Genomic DNA, 15,744 nt, shown 5'->3' on the forward strand with positions numbered 1-15,744 from the left:
TGTTGTTTAATTATCACTTAATTATTTTAATTTCATGAGGTTAGCCTGATTTCCCTGGCGTTTTGCCGACCTCGCCACAATGCGCACAAAAAACCAGTACAAAAAACGGACACAGAAGTTATCCCCATCGCCCTGTCCCCCTCTCCCCCTTCGGGGTACACTGGCGCCATGTTCGATCTTAACTTCACACCGGAATCCGAATCCCAGTTGCTGGCCCGAGCCGAGGCGGTGGCCGGCTGGACCCTGGGTGAACTGGCCGATGCCCTGAACACAGAGGTCCCGGACAATCTGCTGCGTCACAAGGGGTGGAGCGGGCAGTTGCTGGAGCGCTATCTGGGCGCCAGCGCCGGCTCAAAACCCCATCCCGACTTCGAAGCCCTGGGGATCGAACTCAAGACCATCCCGGTCAACCTGGAGGGCAAACCCCTGGAAACCACCTTTGTCAGTGTCTGCCCCCTGACCGACATCCGCGGCCTGCGCTGGGAGGAGAGCCCGGTCTGCCACAAACTCAGGGCGATCCTGTGGATCCCGGTGCTGGGGGAGCGACAGATTCCGCTGGCCCAGCGGATTCTGGGCATGCCGCTGTTGTGGCGCCCCTCGGAATCGGAGTGGCGGGCCCTGAAGCAGGACTGGGAGGAGATCATGGAGCGGGTTGCCCTGGGCGAAGTGGAGTCGATCACCGCCCGCCACGGCGAAGTGCTGCAGCTCAGGCCCAAGGCGGCCAACAGCCGGGTTCTGACCGAGGGGATCGGCCCCGGCGGCGCCATCATCCAAACGCTGCCCAGGGGCTTCTACCTGAAGATCCCCTTTACCCACGCCCTACTACAGCGACACTTTCATCACAAATGAAAGAAAGCCTATCCAAAAAGTGATATGCGTTTGGGTTGGGGTCACAAAACTTGTATAATGTCGCGTTATTACAAATAAAATAGGATCGGCGTGAACTTTCCGCCGGCTCCGGAATCACAGAGTCCCTTTACCAGAGTGCAGTCGCGGCAACAATTTCTCAAACTGGTCTTCGCCATTATCGCTTGGTCACTGGCGATGATGGCTTATGTCACCTTCCGTTACGCCCAGGGGGACGATCGTCCGTACTGGGCGATTACGGCTGCGGATCTGACCACTCTCTCCATCTATATGGGCCTGATTTTCGGTTGCCTGCACTGGCTGTCCAACCTGATTACCGATGTCAGCGGCATACGCAGAATGCCCTACGCCTTTATCGTGGCATTCAAAGGGCTGTTCCTGCTGCTCGGCGCCCTGACACTGGCCTACATCACCAACTGGCTCAACTCTTGGGATAATGCCGAGCAGTTTGCCGCCACCAGTCAGATCCTGACCGCTCACGTCCTCAACGCCCCCTCGGCGCAGACCCTGATCGCCTACCTGGTCCTGGTGCGAACCGGCCTGGCCTTCATCGAACAGATGGGGCTGCTGGTGGGACCCAGGGTGTTGCTGAACATCGGCATGGGCAAGTACCACAAACCCAGGTATGAAGAGCGCATTTTCCTGTTCCTGGATATGGTCAGCTCCACCGCCCATGCCGAGGCACTGGGCGACTACCGCTTCAGCCGGCTTATCCAGGACTGCTTCGATCTGCTCTCCGATGTGGTCACCCAGAACCAGGGGGAGATCTACCGCTACGTCGGCGACGCGGTGCTGATCAGCTGGCCCCAGCGTCACCGCTCCCGGGCCCGGCTCTGCCTCAACGTCTACTTCGACTTCGTCCAGACCCTCTACTGGAACCGCCACTACTTCCAGAAGGAGTACGGCTTCGTTCCCAAATTCAAGGCGGCGGCCCACGGCGGCCAGGTGGTGGCCGCCCTGGTGGGCGTCTACAAGCAGGAGATCAGTTTCTTCTCCGATGTGCTCAACACCCTGGCCCGCCTGCAGGACCAGTGCGGTCCTCTGGGGTGCCAGATGCTGATCTCACACCAGGTGAAGGACGCGCTGGATGGGGAGCACAACTATGATCTGCTCTCCCTTGGCCCGGTTCGGCTCAAGGGAAAGCAGCAGGAGATCGAGGTGTTTTCCGTCAGTCGGACTTACTCGGCAGCAGATCCCCAATCATCTCCCCAAGAGTTCTGAAGGTGCGCAGGCGGCTGGTGGTCTGCCGCCACACCAGGCCGATCTCCCGATAGGCCTTCTGCCCCTCGGGCACATAGGTCAGCAGGTCCGTTCCCTTGAGAATCCCGGAATCAATGGCCATCTGCGGCAGGAAGGTGCTGCCCAGGCCGGAATCCACCATCTGCACCAGGGTATGCAGGCTGGTGGCGGCGAAGGGGTTGATCTTCTCCCGGTGCTGCAGGTTACAGGCACTGATGGCATGACCGGTGATGCAGTGCTCCCTCTGCAGCAGGAAGATGCTCTCGTCCGGCCACTCCTCGTAGCTGAGCTTGGCCTGCTCCGCCGAATCCTGATGAATCACCACCTGGAAGGGGTCGATGCCTACCGCCATGGTGTGGAAACCCGAGGTGTCCACCGGCAGGGCCAGCAGCAGCAGATCCAGTTCGCCGTTACCGAGCATGGAAAGCAGGTTCTCAGTGGTATCTTCTCTAAGTAAAAGAGTAAGATCGGGGAAACGGTGCTGGGACTCCTTCACCACCCGGTTGAGCAGGAAGGGGGCAATGGTGGGAATGCAACCCAGCCTCAGGGTGCCGCTCATGGCGTCACCGGCGCTCTGAGCCAGATCGGTCAGCTCCTGCACCTGAGCCAGCAGCTCTCGGGCACGACTGACCACCTCTTCGCCGGTGGCGGTAAACAGGAAGGATTTGTGGTCGCGTTCGATCAGCTGGCAGCCCATCTGCTCCTCCAGGTTCTGTATGCCACTGGAGAGGGTGGACTGGCTGACGTGACACGCCTTGGCGGCGCGGTTGAAGTTCTGCGCCTTGTGCAGATGCACCAGATAATATAGGTTTTTGAGACTAGGGAGTCTGCGCATCGTCTGCTCCGGAACAATCGATTGGTTTAATCTATTTTATTCGATTCTTCAAAGGAACACACCCCCCTATACTGTGCTCAGTTTCACATGACAAACGTATTGGGAAAATGTCGGCAGTCGAGTCATTTATCACTGGATTGTCGTTGAATTTAACCTTTAAAAAGGAAGAGAACACTATGTCTGTATTAGTAGGCCGCCCCGCTCCAGATTTTACCGCAGCCGCCGTACTGGGTAACGGCGAGATCGTTGAAGACTTCAACCTGAAGACCGAAATCGAAGGCTCCAAGGCGGTGGTTTTCTTCTACCCCCTGGACTTCACCTTCGTCTGCCCCTCCGAGTTGATCGCCTTCGACAAGCGTTTCGAAGAGTTCCAGAAGCGCGGCGTCAAGGTGATCGGCGTTTCCATCGACTCCCAGTTCAGCCACAACGCCTGGCGTAACACCGCCGTTGAAGATGGCGGCATCGGCCAGGTCAAGTACCCCCTGGTTGCCGACGTCAAGCACGAGATCTGCAAGGCGTACGACGTAGAGCACCCAGAAGCCGGTGTTGCCTTCCGTGGTTCCTTCCTGATCGACGCCGAAGGCAATGTTCGCCACCAGGTGGTCAACGACCTGCCCCTGGGCCGCAACATCGACGAGATGCTGCGCATGGTTGACGCCCTGAACTTCCACGAAGAGCACGGTGAAGTGTGTCCCGCTCAGTGGGAAGAGGGCAAGAAGGGGATGGACGCCTCCCCTGCTGGCGTAGCCGCCTACCTGTCCGAGAACACCGACGACCTGTAATACGGGTTGTCGCGGGCCATGGAATGGCCCACCCTACAGACAAACGGGGCGCCTTGGCGCCCCGTTTTCTTACACCAAGTGCGTTAACTGCCTGGTCATTCCGCAGACACGTAACGGGCTTGGTATTACTCCTCTTCGCCCCCCACCAGCGCCGCATCCACCAGATCGTCTATGGTCATCTGGAAGGCGGGTACGCAGTGTTCCATAAACCAGGCCACCTCGGGCATGGTGTCGGTATAGGGGCTCAGGGCCGCCAACACCTTGCGCTCGGTCCCCTCGAACTCCATATTACCGGCGCGCAGTTCAGACAGCGCCTTGGTGTAGGCGGACAGCAGGTCCGCCGCCTTGACGAAGCGGGCCGCCTCCGGGTCGTCCTCGTGTTCGATCAACCCCTTGTAGGTGGACTGCAACGGCGACGGTAGGGTGGTCACCAGCATGTGTGCGGCTATCGCCTCCATCTCCCGGCACAGGGCCAGCATCCTCTTGTCGCTGTATTTGATGCCACTGTTGACGTCCTCGGTCAACACCTCGGCGGAGTCGTGGAACATCGCCACCACCGCCAGGTGATTGGCATCCACCTTCGGCTGGCCGGTAAACACCTGATTGCGGATCTCTCCAAGGGCATGGGCGAACATCGCCACCTGGAAACTGTGCTCTGCCACGTTCTCTGCCCGGGTGGGGTTCGACTTGCCCCACCGATGCACATTCTGCATACGGGACATCAGGGCGAAAAAGACCGGTTGCATGGCATCTCTCCTCTTCCCTCCCCTCGACGCGCTGGGAGTACTGACTCTATGCTAGAGGCACGCCAGCGCCGCCGCAAGCCATTCTAACGGAGAGAGAAAAAGGCGCCGGACAATTTTTGTGCAGCCCACGAAGATTTCTGCTACAACTATCCAGGGCTCGACAAGGAAGTTAAAATTATCAAGGGATTGAAGCTTTTCGTCATGGCCGCCAGCCTGGTTTGTCTCTGGTGGCTGTGGACCGCACCCGCCGCGATTCAGCCTCTGGCCTACGCCAGCCTGGGCAAGCAGGCGGACGCGGCTCAACTCTCCGAAGAGAAGCACTGGCAGCCGGCTTCGTTGATGGCGGCGAGGGGCCCCAGGCTGTGGAAAAGATTGCAGGTCCAGCCTGTGGCCAAACGGCTGCGGCTGCAACTGAGCCAGGGGTGGCAGGGGGATGGCCACCTGCTGGTGATGCAGCGGGGCCAGATAGTGGCCGATCTGGTGCTGCAATCCGCCGGCCCCGGTTACCGGCCGATGAACCTGCACTTTTCTCTGCTCGACGAGCAGCTGGTCACCCTCTACCTCTACGCCCCAACCGCGGTGGAGATCAGCGCCGACCAGCACCGCCGGCCCCCGCTGCCGGACCTCTTCCTCGGGCTGCTGCTCGGACTGATGCTGGCGATGTGGCTCTCCCAGCAGGTCACCAGCACCATACTCGCCGACAAACTGCCCCTGAGCCACAGCCTGACCCAATTGCCGCTGTTTGCCGTTGCCCTGATGGAACTGACCGGGCATGTCCCCGTCAGGCCGGTCTGGCTGATGTTGCTGGTAGCGCTGCTCAGCCAACAGGCCAGTCAATCCCTGATTCGCCGTCATGGCGTGGCGCAACTGGGGCTGGTGGCGCTGCTGGTGGGCGTGCTGGTCATCCCCGACTGGTGGCTGGATCTGGCGCTGCCGCCGCTGCTGATGTTGCTGGTGGCCTGGCAGGCCAGCTGGATGCTCGACGGCCATCACGGGATGCCCCGCAGCTTTGCCTCTGCCGAGCTGATTAAACTGCTGCTGCTGCTGCCGCTGATGCTCACCCTGCTCCCAGACACCCGGGTACCGCCACTGGTGGCCCTTGGCTGTGCCCTGCTGTGGTCGGCCTGCCACGGCCTGCTGTTGCTGACCCTGCTGGTCTCCCAGAGACGCCAGCTGCAGAATCTGCTCAAGCTCAATCATCACCGGCATCAGCTCCAGCCAGCCCAGCATCCCGGCGGCCTGTCCCAGCAGATACGCTCCCTGGTGAAGGTGCACCGGCAACTGGAGGAGAAATCCAGTACCGATCCGCTGACCGGCCTGAAGAACCGCGGTTATTTCGATGAGCACTACCGGGTGGAACTGTTGCGCAGCCGCAGGGAGCAGCAGGCCTTCAGCCTGCTGCTGGTGGATCTGGACCACTTCAAACAGGTCAATGACTGCCACGGTCACCCCTGTGGAGACAAGGTGTTAATGGAGCTGGCCCGGGTGTGTGAGCAGGCCCTGCAGCGACCCGGAGACGTGTTGTGCCGATATGGTGGTGAGGAGTTTGCGGTGCTGCTACCCAACACCCCGATGGCCGGCGCCCTGCATGTGGCCAACACCCTGCAGCGGGCCATCGCCGCCCACAGGGTGGAGTGGAGCGGCTCAGCGTTGCAGGTAACCGCCAGCGTCGGCCTGGCCTCGGTCAGCGGGCGGGAAGCGGAACTGCCGGATCTGCTTCAGCAGGCGGACACCGCCCTCTACCGAGCCAAACACCTGGGGCGAAACCGGCTGGAGGTGCATCAGCCCGACCGGCCGCCAATCCTCAGCGCCGTCGAGTCCGGCTAGTCGCCCGCCACCGTGGGAAAGCGGCAGCGCAGCAGGGTGCCGCCCAGCAGCTGGCTCCGCCCCAGGCTCAGACTCAGGTTGAAGGTGGCCGCCACCTCGCGCACCAGCACCAGGCCCAACCCACCTGCGGACCCGGGGCCGTCGACGGCGTACTCCGGGTGGAGCCACTTTTCATCCAGCCCAGGGCCGGCGTCGGCCACGGTCAGCAGCAGCCGTTCCCCCTCCCCCTGCCGTACGGTGACGATCACTTCGGCGCCGTGGGGGCTGGCATTGATGGCGTTGTCGATCAGGTTGTCCAGCAACCCCTGGATCATCATGGCAGGGACCGCCACCTCCCCCTCCCGCTGGGCACCGCGCAGGGTCAGCCGGATCCCCCGACTGACGGCATCATCGTAGTGACGGGCACAACTCAGCGCGGTTTCCCGGTAGAGGTTGCAGCGGCTTTCCTTGGCACGCCACGGCCTGTCCAACTCACTGAGCAGGTGGCCATTGCGCACCGCGCGTTCGCTGCGGCTCAGGAGCTTCAAGGTGCCATCCAGATCCTCTGGGTGACGCTGCAGATGCTCTGCGGTGGCCTGCAACCGGCTGGTCACCCGGTTGGAGAGCGCCGCCACCATGGTTCGGCGCCTGGCCTCCGCCGCTGCCACGGCGCACCGGCTTCTCGCCAGGGCGGCCACGAAAGCTTTCAGTTCCAGGGGGAGCACGTCATTCTCGGGAAGGGGTTGGGCCGGCCAGTTCGCCACCTGGCGCCCCAGCCGACGCAAGGGGGCGATGGAGAGCCCCACCACCAGCGAGCAGAGCAGGATGCTCAACGGCGTCAGCAACAGCATCTGAGCCCCCCAGCTGGCCCACATGGCCCTCTGCAGCACATCCCGGCCCAGGGCATCGGGATAGCCCACGGTCAGGTAGAGCTCGTGGCGCAAGCTGTAGACCGTATAGGTGTGCCAGGTCTCACCCAGGTAGTGTTGCTTGGCGAAGCCCGCACTGAGGTTGCTGAAGATCCCCCCCTGGGTACAGGGATGACCATTGGCGCTGACACAGCGGCCCCCTCCCCAAAGCTGGTACCTGACCCGGTCGCTGCCACGCAGCTCACCGCCGTCCCCCAGCATCCACCCCTGACGGTAGGTCAGATCCAGCTGCTCGAACCGGCTGGCGGCCTGGCGCACCACCTCATCCAGACGGTCGGCCCGGGTCTCGTTGAGCAGTTGCAGCATCACCCTGGCTCTCTGGGCCAGGCTGGCATCGTGTACCGCCTGGTAGTACTCCTTGGCGGTCCACAGGGCGTTGATGAAGCCCAGGCCATTGGTCACCAGCAACAGAAGGGCCAGCCATAGGATCAGTTTGCTGCGTATGGATTTCATCCGTGACAGTGCTTACTTCCGGGACGGGGAGGGGAGTCGTGACAACCATGGGGCTGTAGCGGCCATTCTGACAGCAATGTTGGCCAAATTCATGGAATGGGATCACAAATCCCCACCTTGTGTGAACTGACTTCATCCGGTGCGTGAAGGACGCGTTTCAATTTTTTCTTGTTGCCGTTCCAACCTTTTGTCACCTTGGAACTGTCATAAGGAGTATCGGTGATCACTGGCGCTGACGTCATTCAACAAGGAGAGCGACTTGACCGGAAACCTGCCGCCCAACCGGGCAGACGAGGCCGATCTGGCACTGGAGATCCGCCGGGCACAGGAGGGGGATAGGGAGGCCTTCGCCCGACTCTACCGCCGCTACAGTCCCAGAGTCTATGCACTGTGCCTGCGCCTGAGTGGACGGGTCGCCAGCGCCGAGGAGGCCACCCAGGAGGTGTTTATCCGGCTGTGGCAGAAGTTGCCCCAGTTTCGCTTCGACGCCCAGTTCACCACCTGGCTGCACCGGCTGACCCTGAACCATGCCCTCAACTACCTCAAGGGGCAGCCACAGCTGGCGCCCCTCTCCGAACCGGAACTGCAGCGCCAGGGGGAGGTGATGGAGGAACTGCAACTGGTGGACAGGTTGCTGCCACGGCTGCCGGAGCGCGCCCGTCAGGTGTTTGTTCTTCACGCCATCGAAGGCTATCACCACCACGAAGTGGCCCGGTTGCTGCAGATCCAGCCGGGCACCAGCAAGGCCCAGTACCACAGGGCCCGTCAACTGCTACAGGAGATGCTGATATGAGTCGCCAATTGGATCCGCTGCTGCAGGAGCTGGACCGGGAAATTTCTCCCTCCCGGGATCTGTGGCCCGCCATCGAAGGGAGACTGGACCGCTCGCCTCTGCCGGCCACGCCTCGGCGCCCCTGGCTGCCCTGGGCCATGGCGGCCTGCCTGCTGCTGACCAGCCTGGGCGGCTTCCTGGGGGGAAGGCTGAGCCGCCCCGCTCCCCACGCCCCCCTGCTGGGGATGCTGGAGCTGCTCCAGCAGCAGCACCAGACCCAGCGCCAACAGCTGGCCCCCTGGGGAACCGGGACGCTACAGCTGACCTCGACCCTGCCTGGGGATCAGGCGGCCACCGAGGCACTGGCCAGCATCCGCGGCGCAGAGCGGGAGCTGTTCGAAGCCCTGCAGACCCAGCCGGACAATCGCGAACTGCTGCAGCTGTGGCTGTGGGTACAGCAGCGTGAACTGGACCTGATCAACAAACAGCAGCAGCGCCATCAACGCCTGCAACACCTCTAGGAGACCCTATGAAAAATCTAATTCTTTCCGTTGGCCTTGTGGCCGTCAGCCTGCCCCTGTGGGCAGGGGAGGCCATCGACAGCCGCCTCAGCGCCGATGGCATCAACAAGCTGACCCTGATCGTTCCCCGTGGTGAGGTCACCCTGACCGGGGGCGACCACCGCGAGATCCGCGTACAGGGGGAGCTGGATGACCAGGCCAGGGAGTGGGTGTTTGAGCGCGACGGCAGTACCCTGGTGGCCGAGGTCAAGATGCCCAGCAACTGGCGGGACAAAGGCGATGGCAGCACCCTGACCGTCACCCTGCCCCGCAGCGTCGAGGTGGAGGGCAGCGGGGTCAGCACCGACTTCAGTGTCAGCGAGCTGCAGAGAGGGCTGGAGCTGGAGAGCGTCAGTGGCGACCTTAAGATCATCCGGGTGTCCGGAGAGGTGGACGCAGACAGCGTCAGCGGTGACATCACCGCCGACACCCTCAACGGCGACATCGAACTGGAGACGGTGAGCGGTGACATCCTTGCCGAGGGCCTGGAGGGGAAGGTCAGCGCCGAATCGGTCAGCGGTGAGGTGTCCCTGAGCCGCGCCGGCGGCCAGCTTGAGGTGGAGAGCGTCTCCGGTGATATCCGCTTGCAGCTCAGCCGGGTGCAAGCCTTGGAGGTGACCAGTGTCAGTGGCGATATCCGGGTGGAGATGGAGGCCGTAGCCGACGCTGCCCGCCTCGCCTTCGAGACGGTCAACGGCGACGCCAGACTGGCCCTGCCCGCCGATGCCTCCGCCCGATTCCAGCTGGAAACCGGACCCGGTGGTGAGATCCACAACCGCCTCAGCGCCCACCAGCCGGAGCGCGGCGAGTATGTGCCCACCGAAAGTCTGCGCTTCAGCCAGGGAGACGGCAGGGCCAGGGTAGCGATGAAGACGATCAACGGCGCCCTTACCCTCTCCCCGGTGGTTGGGGGTCACCTGAAGTAGGGTAGCGGATGGCAAGATCTGTTAACCTTGCCACCATGAACGACCATACCCACAGCCAGGGCAAGCCAGACTGGGCGGCCCTGGCCACAGAGATCAAGAGCTGGGCGCAGGAACTGGGCTTTGCCGACTGCGGCATCGCCCGGCTGGACCTGAAGGATCAGCACGCCGCCCTGGAGCGGTGGCTGAGCAACCACTACCACGGCGACATGGACTACATGGCCCGCAACCGGGAGATGCGCACCCAGCCCAGCCTGCTGCACCCCGGTAGCCTCACCGCCATCGTGGTGCGCATGGACTATCTGCCGCCCCAGGCGGGGTTTGCCGATACCCTGAGCCAGCCACATCTGGCCTACATAAGCCGTTATGCCGGTGGCCGGGACTACCACAAACTGATGCGCAACCGCCTCAAACAGCTGGGTAACCGGCTGCGGGAGAGGGTCCGTGACTACGACGGCCGCCCCTTCGTGGATTCCGCCCCCATTCTGGAGCGTCCCCTGGCCAGAGAAGCGGGGCTGGGCTGGGTTGGCAAACACTCACTGCTGCTGGAGCGCAGTGCCGGCAGCTGGTTTTTCATCGGCGAACTGCTGACCAACCTGCCGCTGCCCGTCGATCCCCCCTACCAGGGAGAGTGCGGCAACTGCAGCGCCTGCCTCACCCTGTGCCCCACCCAGGCGATTGTGGCCCCCTACGTGGTGGACGCCCGTCGCTGCATCTCCTACCTGACCATCGAGTCCGATGGGGCGATTCCCGAGGCCCTGAGGCCACAGCTGGGCAACCGCATCTACGGCTGCGATGACTGCCAACTGGCCTGCCCCCACAACCGGACGGCCCCTCTCACCGCCGAGGGGGATTTCCACACCCGGCCCCAGTTGCACCAGGTGCCCCTTCTCACCCTGTGGCAATGGAGTGAGGCGCAATTCCTGGCGGCCACCGAAGGCTCGCCCATCCGTCGCATCGGCTTCCGCCGCTGGCAGAGAAACCTGGCGGTGGCGCTGGGCAATGCGGCCGCCTCGGCGGAGCTGCTCAAGGCCCTGGAACAGGGTGTGGGCCGGGTAGACCCGATGGTGGATGAGCACATCCTCTGGGCCATCGAGCGCCAGCGCAGTGGCCTGGGGCAACTGAGCAAGCAGCAGCAGCGGCTGGTCCGGGTGGTACAGAAAGGGCTGCCCAGGGACGCCTGATGCCGGCGATAGATCAATACATTCACTAATATCGGGCCAGAGGGTGGCTCAAAGGAGGAGCCCAGGATGTTCGACAACCATGCCAGAGTACGGGTCCAGCAGCTGTTCGAGATGGCTGAGATATTCGGTTTCGAAAGCCGCAACCGCTACCGGGTCCTGGATGACCGCCAGCGCCCCCTGGCCTATGCCGCCGAGCAAGGCTCCGGCCTGTTCGGTACCCTGTCGAGGCAACTGTTTGGCCACTGGCGCCGCTTCGACATCCACCTGTTCTCCCCCGAGCGGCAGCCCCTGCTGACTGCCCACCATCCCTTCCGCTGGTGGTTGCAGAGGCTGGAGGTCAGCGAGGCCTCGGGCCGCAAGCTCGGCGCGGTGCAGCAGCGCTTTGCCCTGCTGCACCGGCGATTCAATATCGAGGATGAGCGGGGCCGGGTGCTGATGACGGTCGCCTCCCCCCTGTGGCGGCTTTGGACCTTTCCGGTGCAACGCCAGGGGCGCGAGGTGGCCCGCATCAGTAAGCGCTGGTCCGGAGGACTCACCGAGCTGTTTACCGACAAGGACAATTTCGTGGTGGAGTACAGCGACCCCGCCCTGGACAACCGCAGCCGCAGCCTGCTGCTGATGGCCACCCTGTTTATCGACCTGCAGTACTTCGAGAACAAGGCGGGCGACTAGGGTTGGCCCGGGCCGAACCGGGACAGGAGAGCTACAGCAGCATCGCCGGGCCGATGGGACAGAACTCCGAGGCCGCCTCCATCAGGGAGTGGGCGGTGAGGGTCGGCACACCGTAGACTCGGGCATCCACCCCGTAATCCCGGCTGACCTTGTGCAGCAGCAGGTCGAAATCCCCATCCCCTGACAGCAGCACCACGGTGTCCACCTGGGGCGCCTGCTCCATCACGTCGATGGTGATCCCCACATCCCAGTCCCCCTTGGCGGAACCATCGGCGCGCTGAATAAAGGGTTTGAGCTTCACATCGAAACCGATGTGTTTGAGGGCGTCCTGGAACTTGCGCTGGCCGTCATCCCCCCTGTGGGTGGCGTAGGCGGTGGCGAAGACGATCTCCCCCTGAGCACACAGCTGCTGCCACAGGGCCCGGTAGTTAAACTGACTACCGAAGGCCTGGCGACAGGTGTAGTAGATGTTCTGCACATCCACGAAAATGGCGATGCGGTTCAAGGGAGTGTCCATGGCAAGTTAGAGATAAGTCACCAGAATACAGAAACAAACGATCAGTATTCAAATTCATTGACCAGAATTCAGACTCGAACCCGCAGATTGCCCCATCAAGTTGAATAAAGTCTAAACAGTTTCACATCCAGGCCGATAGATAGGGTTGGCTCACGAATACCGTTTTAACCTTTTTCCTAAAGATCAAATCTCTAGCTTCTTCTTCCCGCCTCTGCTCAAAGGCTGGCCAATCACAAGGCTCGGGGCTTGCCGTTTTTCCCGCCAGGGGAAATACTGGGTCGGTCAACGTGCTAAGGAGGCCCGCCGTGGAGATGAACCTGACCCTCAACGAAACCCGAATCATCGGCTGCCTCTTGGAGAAAGAGAGCACCACGCCCGACCTCTATCCCCTGACCCTGAACTCCCTGAAGAGTGCCTGCAACCAGAAGAGTAACCGGGACCCGGTACTCGCCCTCAGCGACAACGAGATCCGCCAGACCCTCAATGCCCTGATGGATCGCCGCCTGGTCAGTGAAGAGGGCGGCGCCCGAGCCAGCAAGTACAAACACAGATTCTGCAATACCGCCTTCGGCGGCCTCAAGCTGAGCGAGCAGGAGCGGGCCCTGGTGTGCGTCCTGCTGCTGCGCGGCCCCCAAACCCCGGGTGAACTTCGCAGTCGCACCGGCCGTCTGGCCCAGTTTGCCGATGTCAGTGCGGTGGACGCGGCACTGCAGGGACTGGCCGAGCGGGAGATGGTGGTGCAGCTGCCCCGGGAAGCTGGCAAGCGGGAAGCCCGTTACGCCCACCTGTTCTCCGGCGAGGTGACCATGCCCAGCAGCGCCGACCTGACGGCCGGCGACAAGGCCCGCATCCAGGAACTGGAGCATGAAGTGATGATCCTCAAGGCGGAGATCGAGCGCCTCAAGGGGGAACTGGCCAGCCGCTAACGCCAAAAGCGCAGCGGCAATCCCCGCCGCTGCCAATCCTGCCACAACAGCCGCAGCACCCAGATCACCAGCAGGGTGTTGGACAGCGGCACCGAGATCCACACCCCCTGAACCCCCAGCCAGATCGGCAGCAGCAACAGAAACGGCAGCTGCAGCGCCAGATTGGCCAGGGTGATCAGCCCGGCCCGACGGCCATCTCCCACCGACTGAAAATAGGCGGCAATCACGAAGATGATGCCGTCAAAATAGAGGGCCCAGGTGTGCCAGGCCAGCCCCTGACGGGTGGCCTCGAACAGGGCGGTATCATCACTGTTGAAGGCGTGAATCAGGGGGGTGGGCACCCCGAAGAAGAGCAGTACGGTCAACAGGCCGGAGATCAGCACCAACCCAAGGGCCCAGCCCATCACCCGCTGCAGGCTGGGATACTCTCTGGCGCCAAACAGGTAGCTGAGCAGGGGCTGGGCACCGCCGGCCACCCCCTCGGCAAACAGGTAATAGACCACGCACAGGTAGCCGACGATGGAGAAGGCCCCCACCTGAATGGCATCTCCGTACTCCAGCAGCATGGCGTTGTGAACTGCGGTGATAAAGCTGTAATAGAGATACATCAGCCAGCTGGCCATCCCCAGCGCCAGGATGGCTCTGGCATCGGCCAGGGTCAGCCCCATGTCAGCCAGAGCGAGCCGGGTGCGGCATAACGAGGAGCGGAAATAGCCCAGTCCCAGCAGCAGCACCAGGGCCTGGGAGAGCACCGTGGCCAGCGCGGCCCCCTGAAGCTGCCAGTCCAACTGCACGATAAACAGGTAATCCAGGGCGATGTTGGCCAGGGCGCCACCGCCGATGAGCAGGGTGGAGAGGTTGGGGGCATTGTCGTTGCGGACCAGGAAAGGGATGGCGATCCCCCCAAGGGCCAGGGGACAACCCCAGGCCAGTACCTGCAGATAGGTCCTGGCCATGGCCAGCACCTCACCACGGGCCTGCTGCAGGGTCAGCAGCCACTCCCCCAGGACCTGCAGCAGGACGCCGCATCCGACGGCCATCAACAGCAGCAAGGTGATGCCACTGCCCAGCCAGCGCGCCACCCGAGCACCATCGCCATCTCCCCGAGCCATGGAGGAGAGGGCGCCGGCGCCTATGCCCACCATCAGCGCCACCCCATACACCAGGCCGATCACCGGCCAGGCGATGTTGATGGCCGCCAGTCCCACGGCGCCAATCTGCTGGCCGACAAACAGGCCGTCCACAAACTGGTAGAGGCCGCTCACCATCATGGCGGCCACCGTAGGAACTAAAAAGCGCCAGAACTGGCGCTTAAGGGAATCTTGCATGGAGGACTCGCAGGGCGCTTCTGGGCTTACCAGTCTACCCCTTTGCGTGCCTTGATGCCCGCCTCAAAGGCGTGCTTGAGAGGCCGAACTTCGGAGACGGTGTCCGCCAGCTCTTCCAGGCGGCGGTGCGCCGCACGGCCGGTGATCACCACGCTCTGCTCCCGCGGTCTGTCGGCGATCGCCTGCACCACCTCGTCCAGATCCAGGTAGCCGTAATTGGTCATATAGGTGATCTCATCCAGCAGCACCAAGTCCACAGCCGGATCCGCCAGCTCCTGCTTCACCTGCTGCCACACCTCCTGTGCCGCGGCAGTGTCCGCCTCTTTGTCCTGGGTCTCCCAGGTAAAACCGGTGGCCATCACATGGAAGCGCACGCCGTGCCCGGCCAGCAAGTCCCGCTCCCCGCAGGCCCAGTTGCCCTTGATAAACTGGGCCACCGCACAATTCTGGCCATGACCGACGGCACGGGCGACGGTACCAAAGCCCGCCGTGGACTTGCCCTTGCCATTTCCGGTGAGGATCAACACCACGCCACGCTCCTCCTGAGCCTGGGCGACCTTGGCGTCCACCTTCTCTTTCACCTTCTGCTGCCGCTCCTTGTGGCGCTGGTTCGTATCGGTCATGGATTCATCCTGTATCTGCAAGGAAAAGGGTTCATTTTACGCGGTTCTTTCGGCTCAAGGCATGGGAAAACCCACAGTGATTCCGGTCAGTCCGAGTCCGAGGTCTCCAGGGAGCAGCACTCAGCGCTGAGGAAGCCCATCAGTTCATCGGTGGCTTCCAGGTTGGCGCGGCAAATCAGCTCACGGCCTCGTCGCTCCTGGGTCACCAGGTTGGCAGTCATCAAGCGGCTGATGTGGTGGCTCAGGGTGGAGCCGGGAATGGACAGATGCTGCTGAATCTCGCCCACATTCAGCCCCTGCAGGCCCCCTTTGACCAGCAGGCGGAAGATACTCAGCCTGGTGTCGTGGCCCAGTTCGGCGAAACGGCGCACCGCCTCGGCGTGGTCGATCATCCTCACTCCTTGGGTAAATGGTTGTACAGGGGAAATCATGACCCAAAGTGCCGGGAAATCCAAGGGGCAGACCCAAAGCCAAGGCATCCAGTCCATAATCGACCACTATGACGCCATTGCGCTTTTTTTACCCCGGGGGGCTATCCACGGGCCACCACCTTGGCTAAGATGGACGTCTAAACGTATAAAT

17 protein-coding genes are annotated in these 15,744 nt (G+C 62.5%); 10 read left to right on the forward strand and 7 right to left on the reverse strand.

Annotated elements, in window-relative coordinates; translation table 11 throughout:
* The first annotated feature begins 168 nt into the window (after positions 1-168).
* Positions 169-849 carry a DNA mismatch repair endonuclease MutH gene (gene mutH / locus FCL40_RS08570; protein WP_136852786.1) on the forward strand — a complete coding sequence of 227 codons (681 nt, stop codon included), beginning with the start codon at positions 169-171 and terminating at the stop codon, positions 847-849.
* 195 nt (positions 850-1,044) lie between these two features.
* Positions 1,045-2,088 carry an adenylate/guanylate cyclase domain-containing protein gene (locus FCL40_RS08575; protein WP_205729116.1) on the forward strand — a complete coding sequence of 348 codons (1,044 nt, stop codon included), beginning with the start codon at positions 1,045-1,047 and terminating at the stop codon, positions 2,086-2,088.
* On the opposite strand, the gene FCL40_RS08580 is transcribed toward FCL40_RS08575, so the two are convergent.
* Complete coding sequence (locus FCL40_RS08580; RefSeq protein WP_136852790.1) at positions 2,036-2,941, reverse strand: hydrogen peroxide-inducible genes activator; 906 nt, start codon at positions 2,939-2,941, stop codon at positions 2,036-2,038. The genes FCL40_RS08575 and FCL40_RS08580 overlap by 53 nt on opposite strands.
* A 176-nt stretch (positions 2,942-3,117) precedes the next feature.
* Between FCL40_RS08580 and FCL40_RS08585 the strand changes: the two genes are divergently transcribed.
* On the forward strand, positions 3,118-3,723 hold the full coding sequence (locus tag FCL40_RS08585; RefSeq protein WP_136852791.1) for a peroxiredoxin C: 606 nt from the start codon (positions 3,118-3,120) through the stop codon (positions 3,721-3,723).
* A 125-nt stretch (positions 3,724-3,848) separates the two neighbouring features.
* On the opposite strand, the gene yfbR is transcribed toward FCL40_RS08585, so the two are convergent.
* Entirely contained in the window at positions 3,849-4,469 is a 621-nt protein-coding gene (yfbR, locus tag FCL40_RS08590) for a 5'-deoxynucleotidase (protein WP_136852793.1), read from the reverse strand.
* Positions 4,470-4,670: 201 nt separating this feature from the next.
* Here yfbR and FCL40_RS08595 point away from each other — a divergent pair, with 201 nt between their 5' ends.
* Positions 4,671-6,296, forward strand: a complete 1,626-nt coding sequence (locus FCL40_RS08595; protein WP_136852795.1) for a sensor domain-containing diguanylate cyclase — start codon at positions 4,671-4,673, stop codon at positions 6,294-6,296.
* Here the strand turns inward: FCL40_RS08595 and FCL40_RS08600 are convergent.
* Positions 6,293-7,657 (reverse strand): sensor histidine kinase, encoded by a 1,365-nt coding sequence (locus tag FCL40_RS08600; RefSeq protein WP_136852797.1) that lies wholly within the window; start codon positions 7,655-7,657, stop codon positions 6,293-6,295. The two genes, FCL40_RS08595 and FCL40_RS08600, sit on opposite strands and share 4 nt — an antisense overlap.
* Positions 7,658-7,916: 259 nt before the next feature.
* Between FCL40_RS08600 and FCL40_RS08605 the strand changes: the two genes are divergently transcribed.
* The 5 genes from FCL40_RS08605 to FCL40_RS08625 all read left to right on the forward strand — a co-directional run bounded on the left by FCL40_RS08605 (position 7,917) and on the right by FCL40_RS08625 (position 11,768).
* Positions 7,917-8,450: an RNA polymerase sigma factor gene (locus FCL40_RS08605; RefSeq protein WP_136852798.1), complete on the forward strand. Its 534-nt coding sequence runs from the start codon at positions 7,917-7,919 to the stop codon at positions 8,448-8,450.
* Entirely contained in the window at positions 8,447-8,950 is a 504-nt protein-coding gene (locus tag FCL40_RS08610) for a hypothetical protein (RefSeq protein WP_136852800.1), read from the forward strand. The genes FCL40_RS08605 and FCL40_RS08610 overlap by 4 nt, the downstream gene beginning before the upstream one ends.
* A gap of 8 nt (positions 8,951-8,958) precedes the next feature.
* Positions 8,959-9,915, forward strand: coding sequence for a DUF4097 family beta strand repeat-containing protein (locus FCL40_RS08615; protein ID WP_136852802.1), 957 nt, complete (start codon positions 8,959-8,961; stop codon positions 9,913-9,915).
* Between the two features lie 35 nt (positions 9,916-9,950).
* Positions 9,951-11,096: a tRNA epoxyqueuosine(34) reductase QueG gene (gene queG, locus FCL40_RS08620; protein ID WP_136853009.1), complete on the forward strand. Its 1,146-nt coding sequence runs from the start codon at positions 9,951-9,953 to the stop codon at positions 11,094-11,096.
* Between the two features lie 66 nt (positions 11,097-11,162).
* Entirely contained in the window at positions 11,163-11,768 is a 606-nt protein-coding gene (locus FCL40_RS08625) for a phospholipid scramblase-related protein (protein WP_136852804.1), read from the forward strand.
* A 31-nt stretch (positions 11,769-11,799) separates the two neighbouring features.
* Here the strand turns inward: FCL40_RS08625 and FCL40_RS08630 are convergent, their stop codons facing one another.
* Positions 11,800-12,273: a LabA-like NYN domain-containing protein gene (locus tag FCL40_RS08630; protein WP_136852806.1), complete on the reverse strand. Its 474-nt coding sequence runs from the start codon at positions 12,271-12,273 to the stop codon at positions 11,800-11,802.
* Positions 12,274-12,596: 323 nt separating this feature from the next.
* Between FCL40_RS08630 and FCL40_RS08635 the strand changes: the two genes are divergently transcribed.
* The gene (locus FCL40_RS08635) at positions 12,597-13,211 is read left to right on the forward strand and encodes a YceH family protein (RefSeq protein WP_136853010.1); all 615 of its coding nucleotides are present in this window, start codon (positions 12,597-12,599) and stop codon (positions 13,209-13,211) included.
* On the opposite strand, the gene FCL40_RS08640 is transcribed toward FCL40_RS08635, so the two are convergent.
* From FCL40_RS08640 to FCL40_RS08650, 3 genes are all read right to left on the reverse strand, one after another.
* Entirely contained in the window at positions 13,208-14,539 is a 1,332-nt protein-coding gene (locus FCL40_RS08640; protein ID WP_136852808.1) for an MATE family efflux transporter, read from the reverse strand. The two genes, FCL40_RS08635 and FCL40_RS08640, sit on opposite strands and share 4 nt — an antisense overlap.
* A gap of 26 nt (positions 14,540-14,565) precedes the next feature.
* Entirely contained in the window at positions 14,566-15,162 is a 597-nt protein-coding gene (gene cobO / locus FCL40_RS08645) for a cob(I)yrinic acid a,c-diamide adenosyltransferase (protein WP_136852810.1), read from the reverse strand.
* Between the two features lie 86 nt (positions 15,163-15,248).
* Positions 15,249-15,554 (reverse strand): ArsR/SmtB family transcription factor, encoded by a 306-nt coding sequence (locus FCL40_RS08650; RefSeq protein WP_136852812.1) that lies wholly within the window; start codon positions 15,552-15,554, stop codon positions 15,249-15,251.
* Between the last annotated feature and the right edge of the window lie 190 nt (positions 15,555-15,744).

The sequence above is a fragment of the Ferrimonas sediminicola genome (assembly GCF_005116715.1).
GTDB lineage: Bacteria > Pseudomonadota > Gammaproteobacteria > Enterobacterales > Shewanellaceae > Ferrimonas > Ferrimonas sediminicola.

Excerpts from the sequence above, each read along its gene's own strand:
- FCL40_RS08650 (WP_136852812.1), bottom strand. The coding sequence starts at position 15,554 with ATGATCGACCACGCCGAGGCGGTGCGCCGTTTCGCCGAACTGGGCCAC.
- FCL40_RS08625 (WP_136852804.1), top strand. The coding sequence starts at position 11,163 with ATGTTCGACAACCATGCCAGAGTACGGGTCCAGCAGCTGTTCGAGATG.
- FCL40_RS08580 (WP_136852790.1), bottom strand. The coding sequence starts at position 2,941 with ATGCGCAGACTCCCTAGTCTCAAAAACCTATATTATCTGGTGCATCTG.
- cobO (WP_136852810.1), bottom strand. The coding sequence starts at position 15,162 with ATGACCGATACGAACCAGCGCCACAAGGAGCGGCAGCAGAAGGTGAAA.
- yfbR (WP_136852793.1), bottom strand. The coding sequence starts at position 4,469 with ATGCAACCGGTCTTTTTCGCCCTGATGTCCCGTATGCAGAATGTGCAT.
- FCL40_RS08575 (WP_205729116.1), top strand. The coding sequence starts at position 1,045 with ATGATGGCTTATGTCACCTTCCGTTACGCCCAGGGGGACGATCGTCCG.
- FCL40_RS08610 (WP_136852800.1), top strand. The coding sequence starts at position 8,447 with ATGAGTCGCCAATTGGATCCGCTGCTGCAGGAGCTGGACCGGGAAATT.
- FCL40_RS08585 (WP_136852791.1), top strand. The coding sequence starts at position 3,118 with ATGTCTGTATTAGTAGGCCGCCCCGCTCCAGATTTTACCGCAGCCGCC.
- FCL40_RS08635 (WP_136853010.1), top strand. The coding sequence starts at position 12,597 with ATGAACCTGACCCTCAACGAAACCCGAATCATCGGCTGCCTCTTGGAG.
- FCL40_RS08595 (WP_136852795.1), top strand. The coding sequence starts at position 4,671 with ATGGCCGCCAGCCTGGTTTGTCTCTGGTGGCTGTGGACCGCACCCGCC.
- FCL40_RS08615 (WP_136852802.1), top strand. The coding sequence starts at position 8,959 with ATGAAAAATCTAATTCTTTCCGTTGGCCTTGTGGCCGTCAGCCTGCCC.
- queG (WP_136853009.1), top strand. The coding sequence starts at position 9,951 with ATGAACGACCATACCCACAGCCAGGGCAAGCCAGACTGGGCGGCCCTG.
- FCL40_RS08600 (WP_136852797.1), bottom strand. The coding sequence starts at position 7,657 with ATGAAATCCATACGCAGCAAACTGATCCTATGGCTGGCCCTTCTGTTG.
- FCL40_RS08640 (WP_136852808.1), bottom strand. The coding sequence starts at position 14,539 with ATGCAAGATTCCCTTAAGCGCCAGTTCTGGCGCTTTTTAGTTCCTACG.
- mutH (WP_136852786.1), top strand. The coding sequence starts at position 169 with ATGTTCGATCTTAACTTCACACCGGAATCCGAATCCCAGTTGCTGGCC.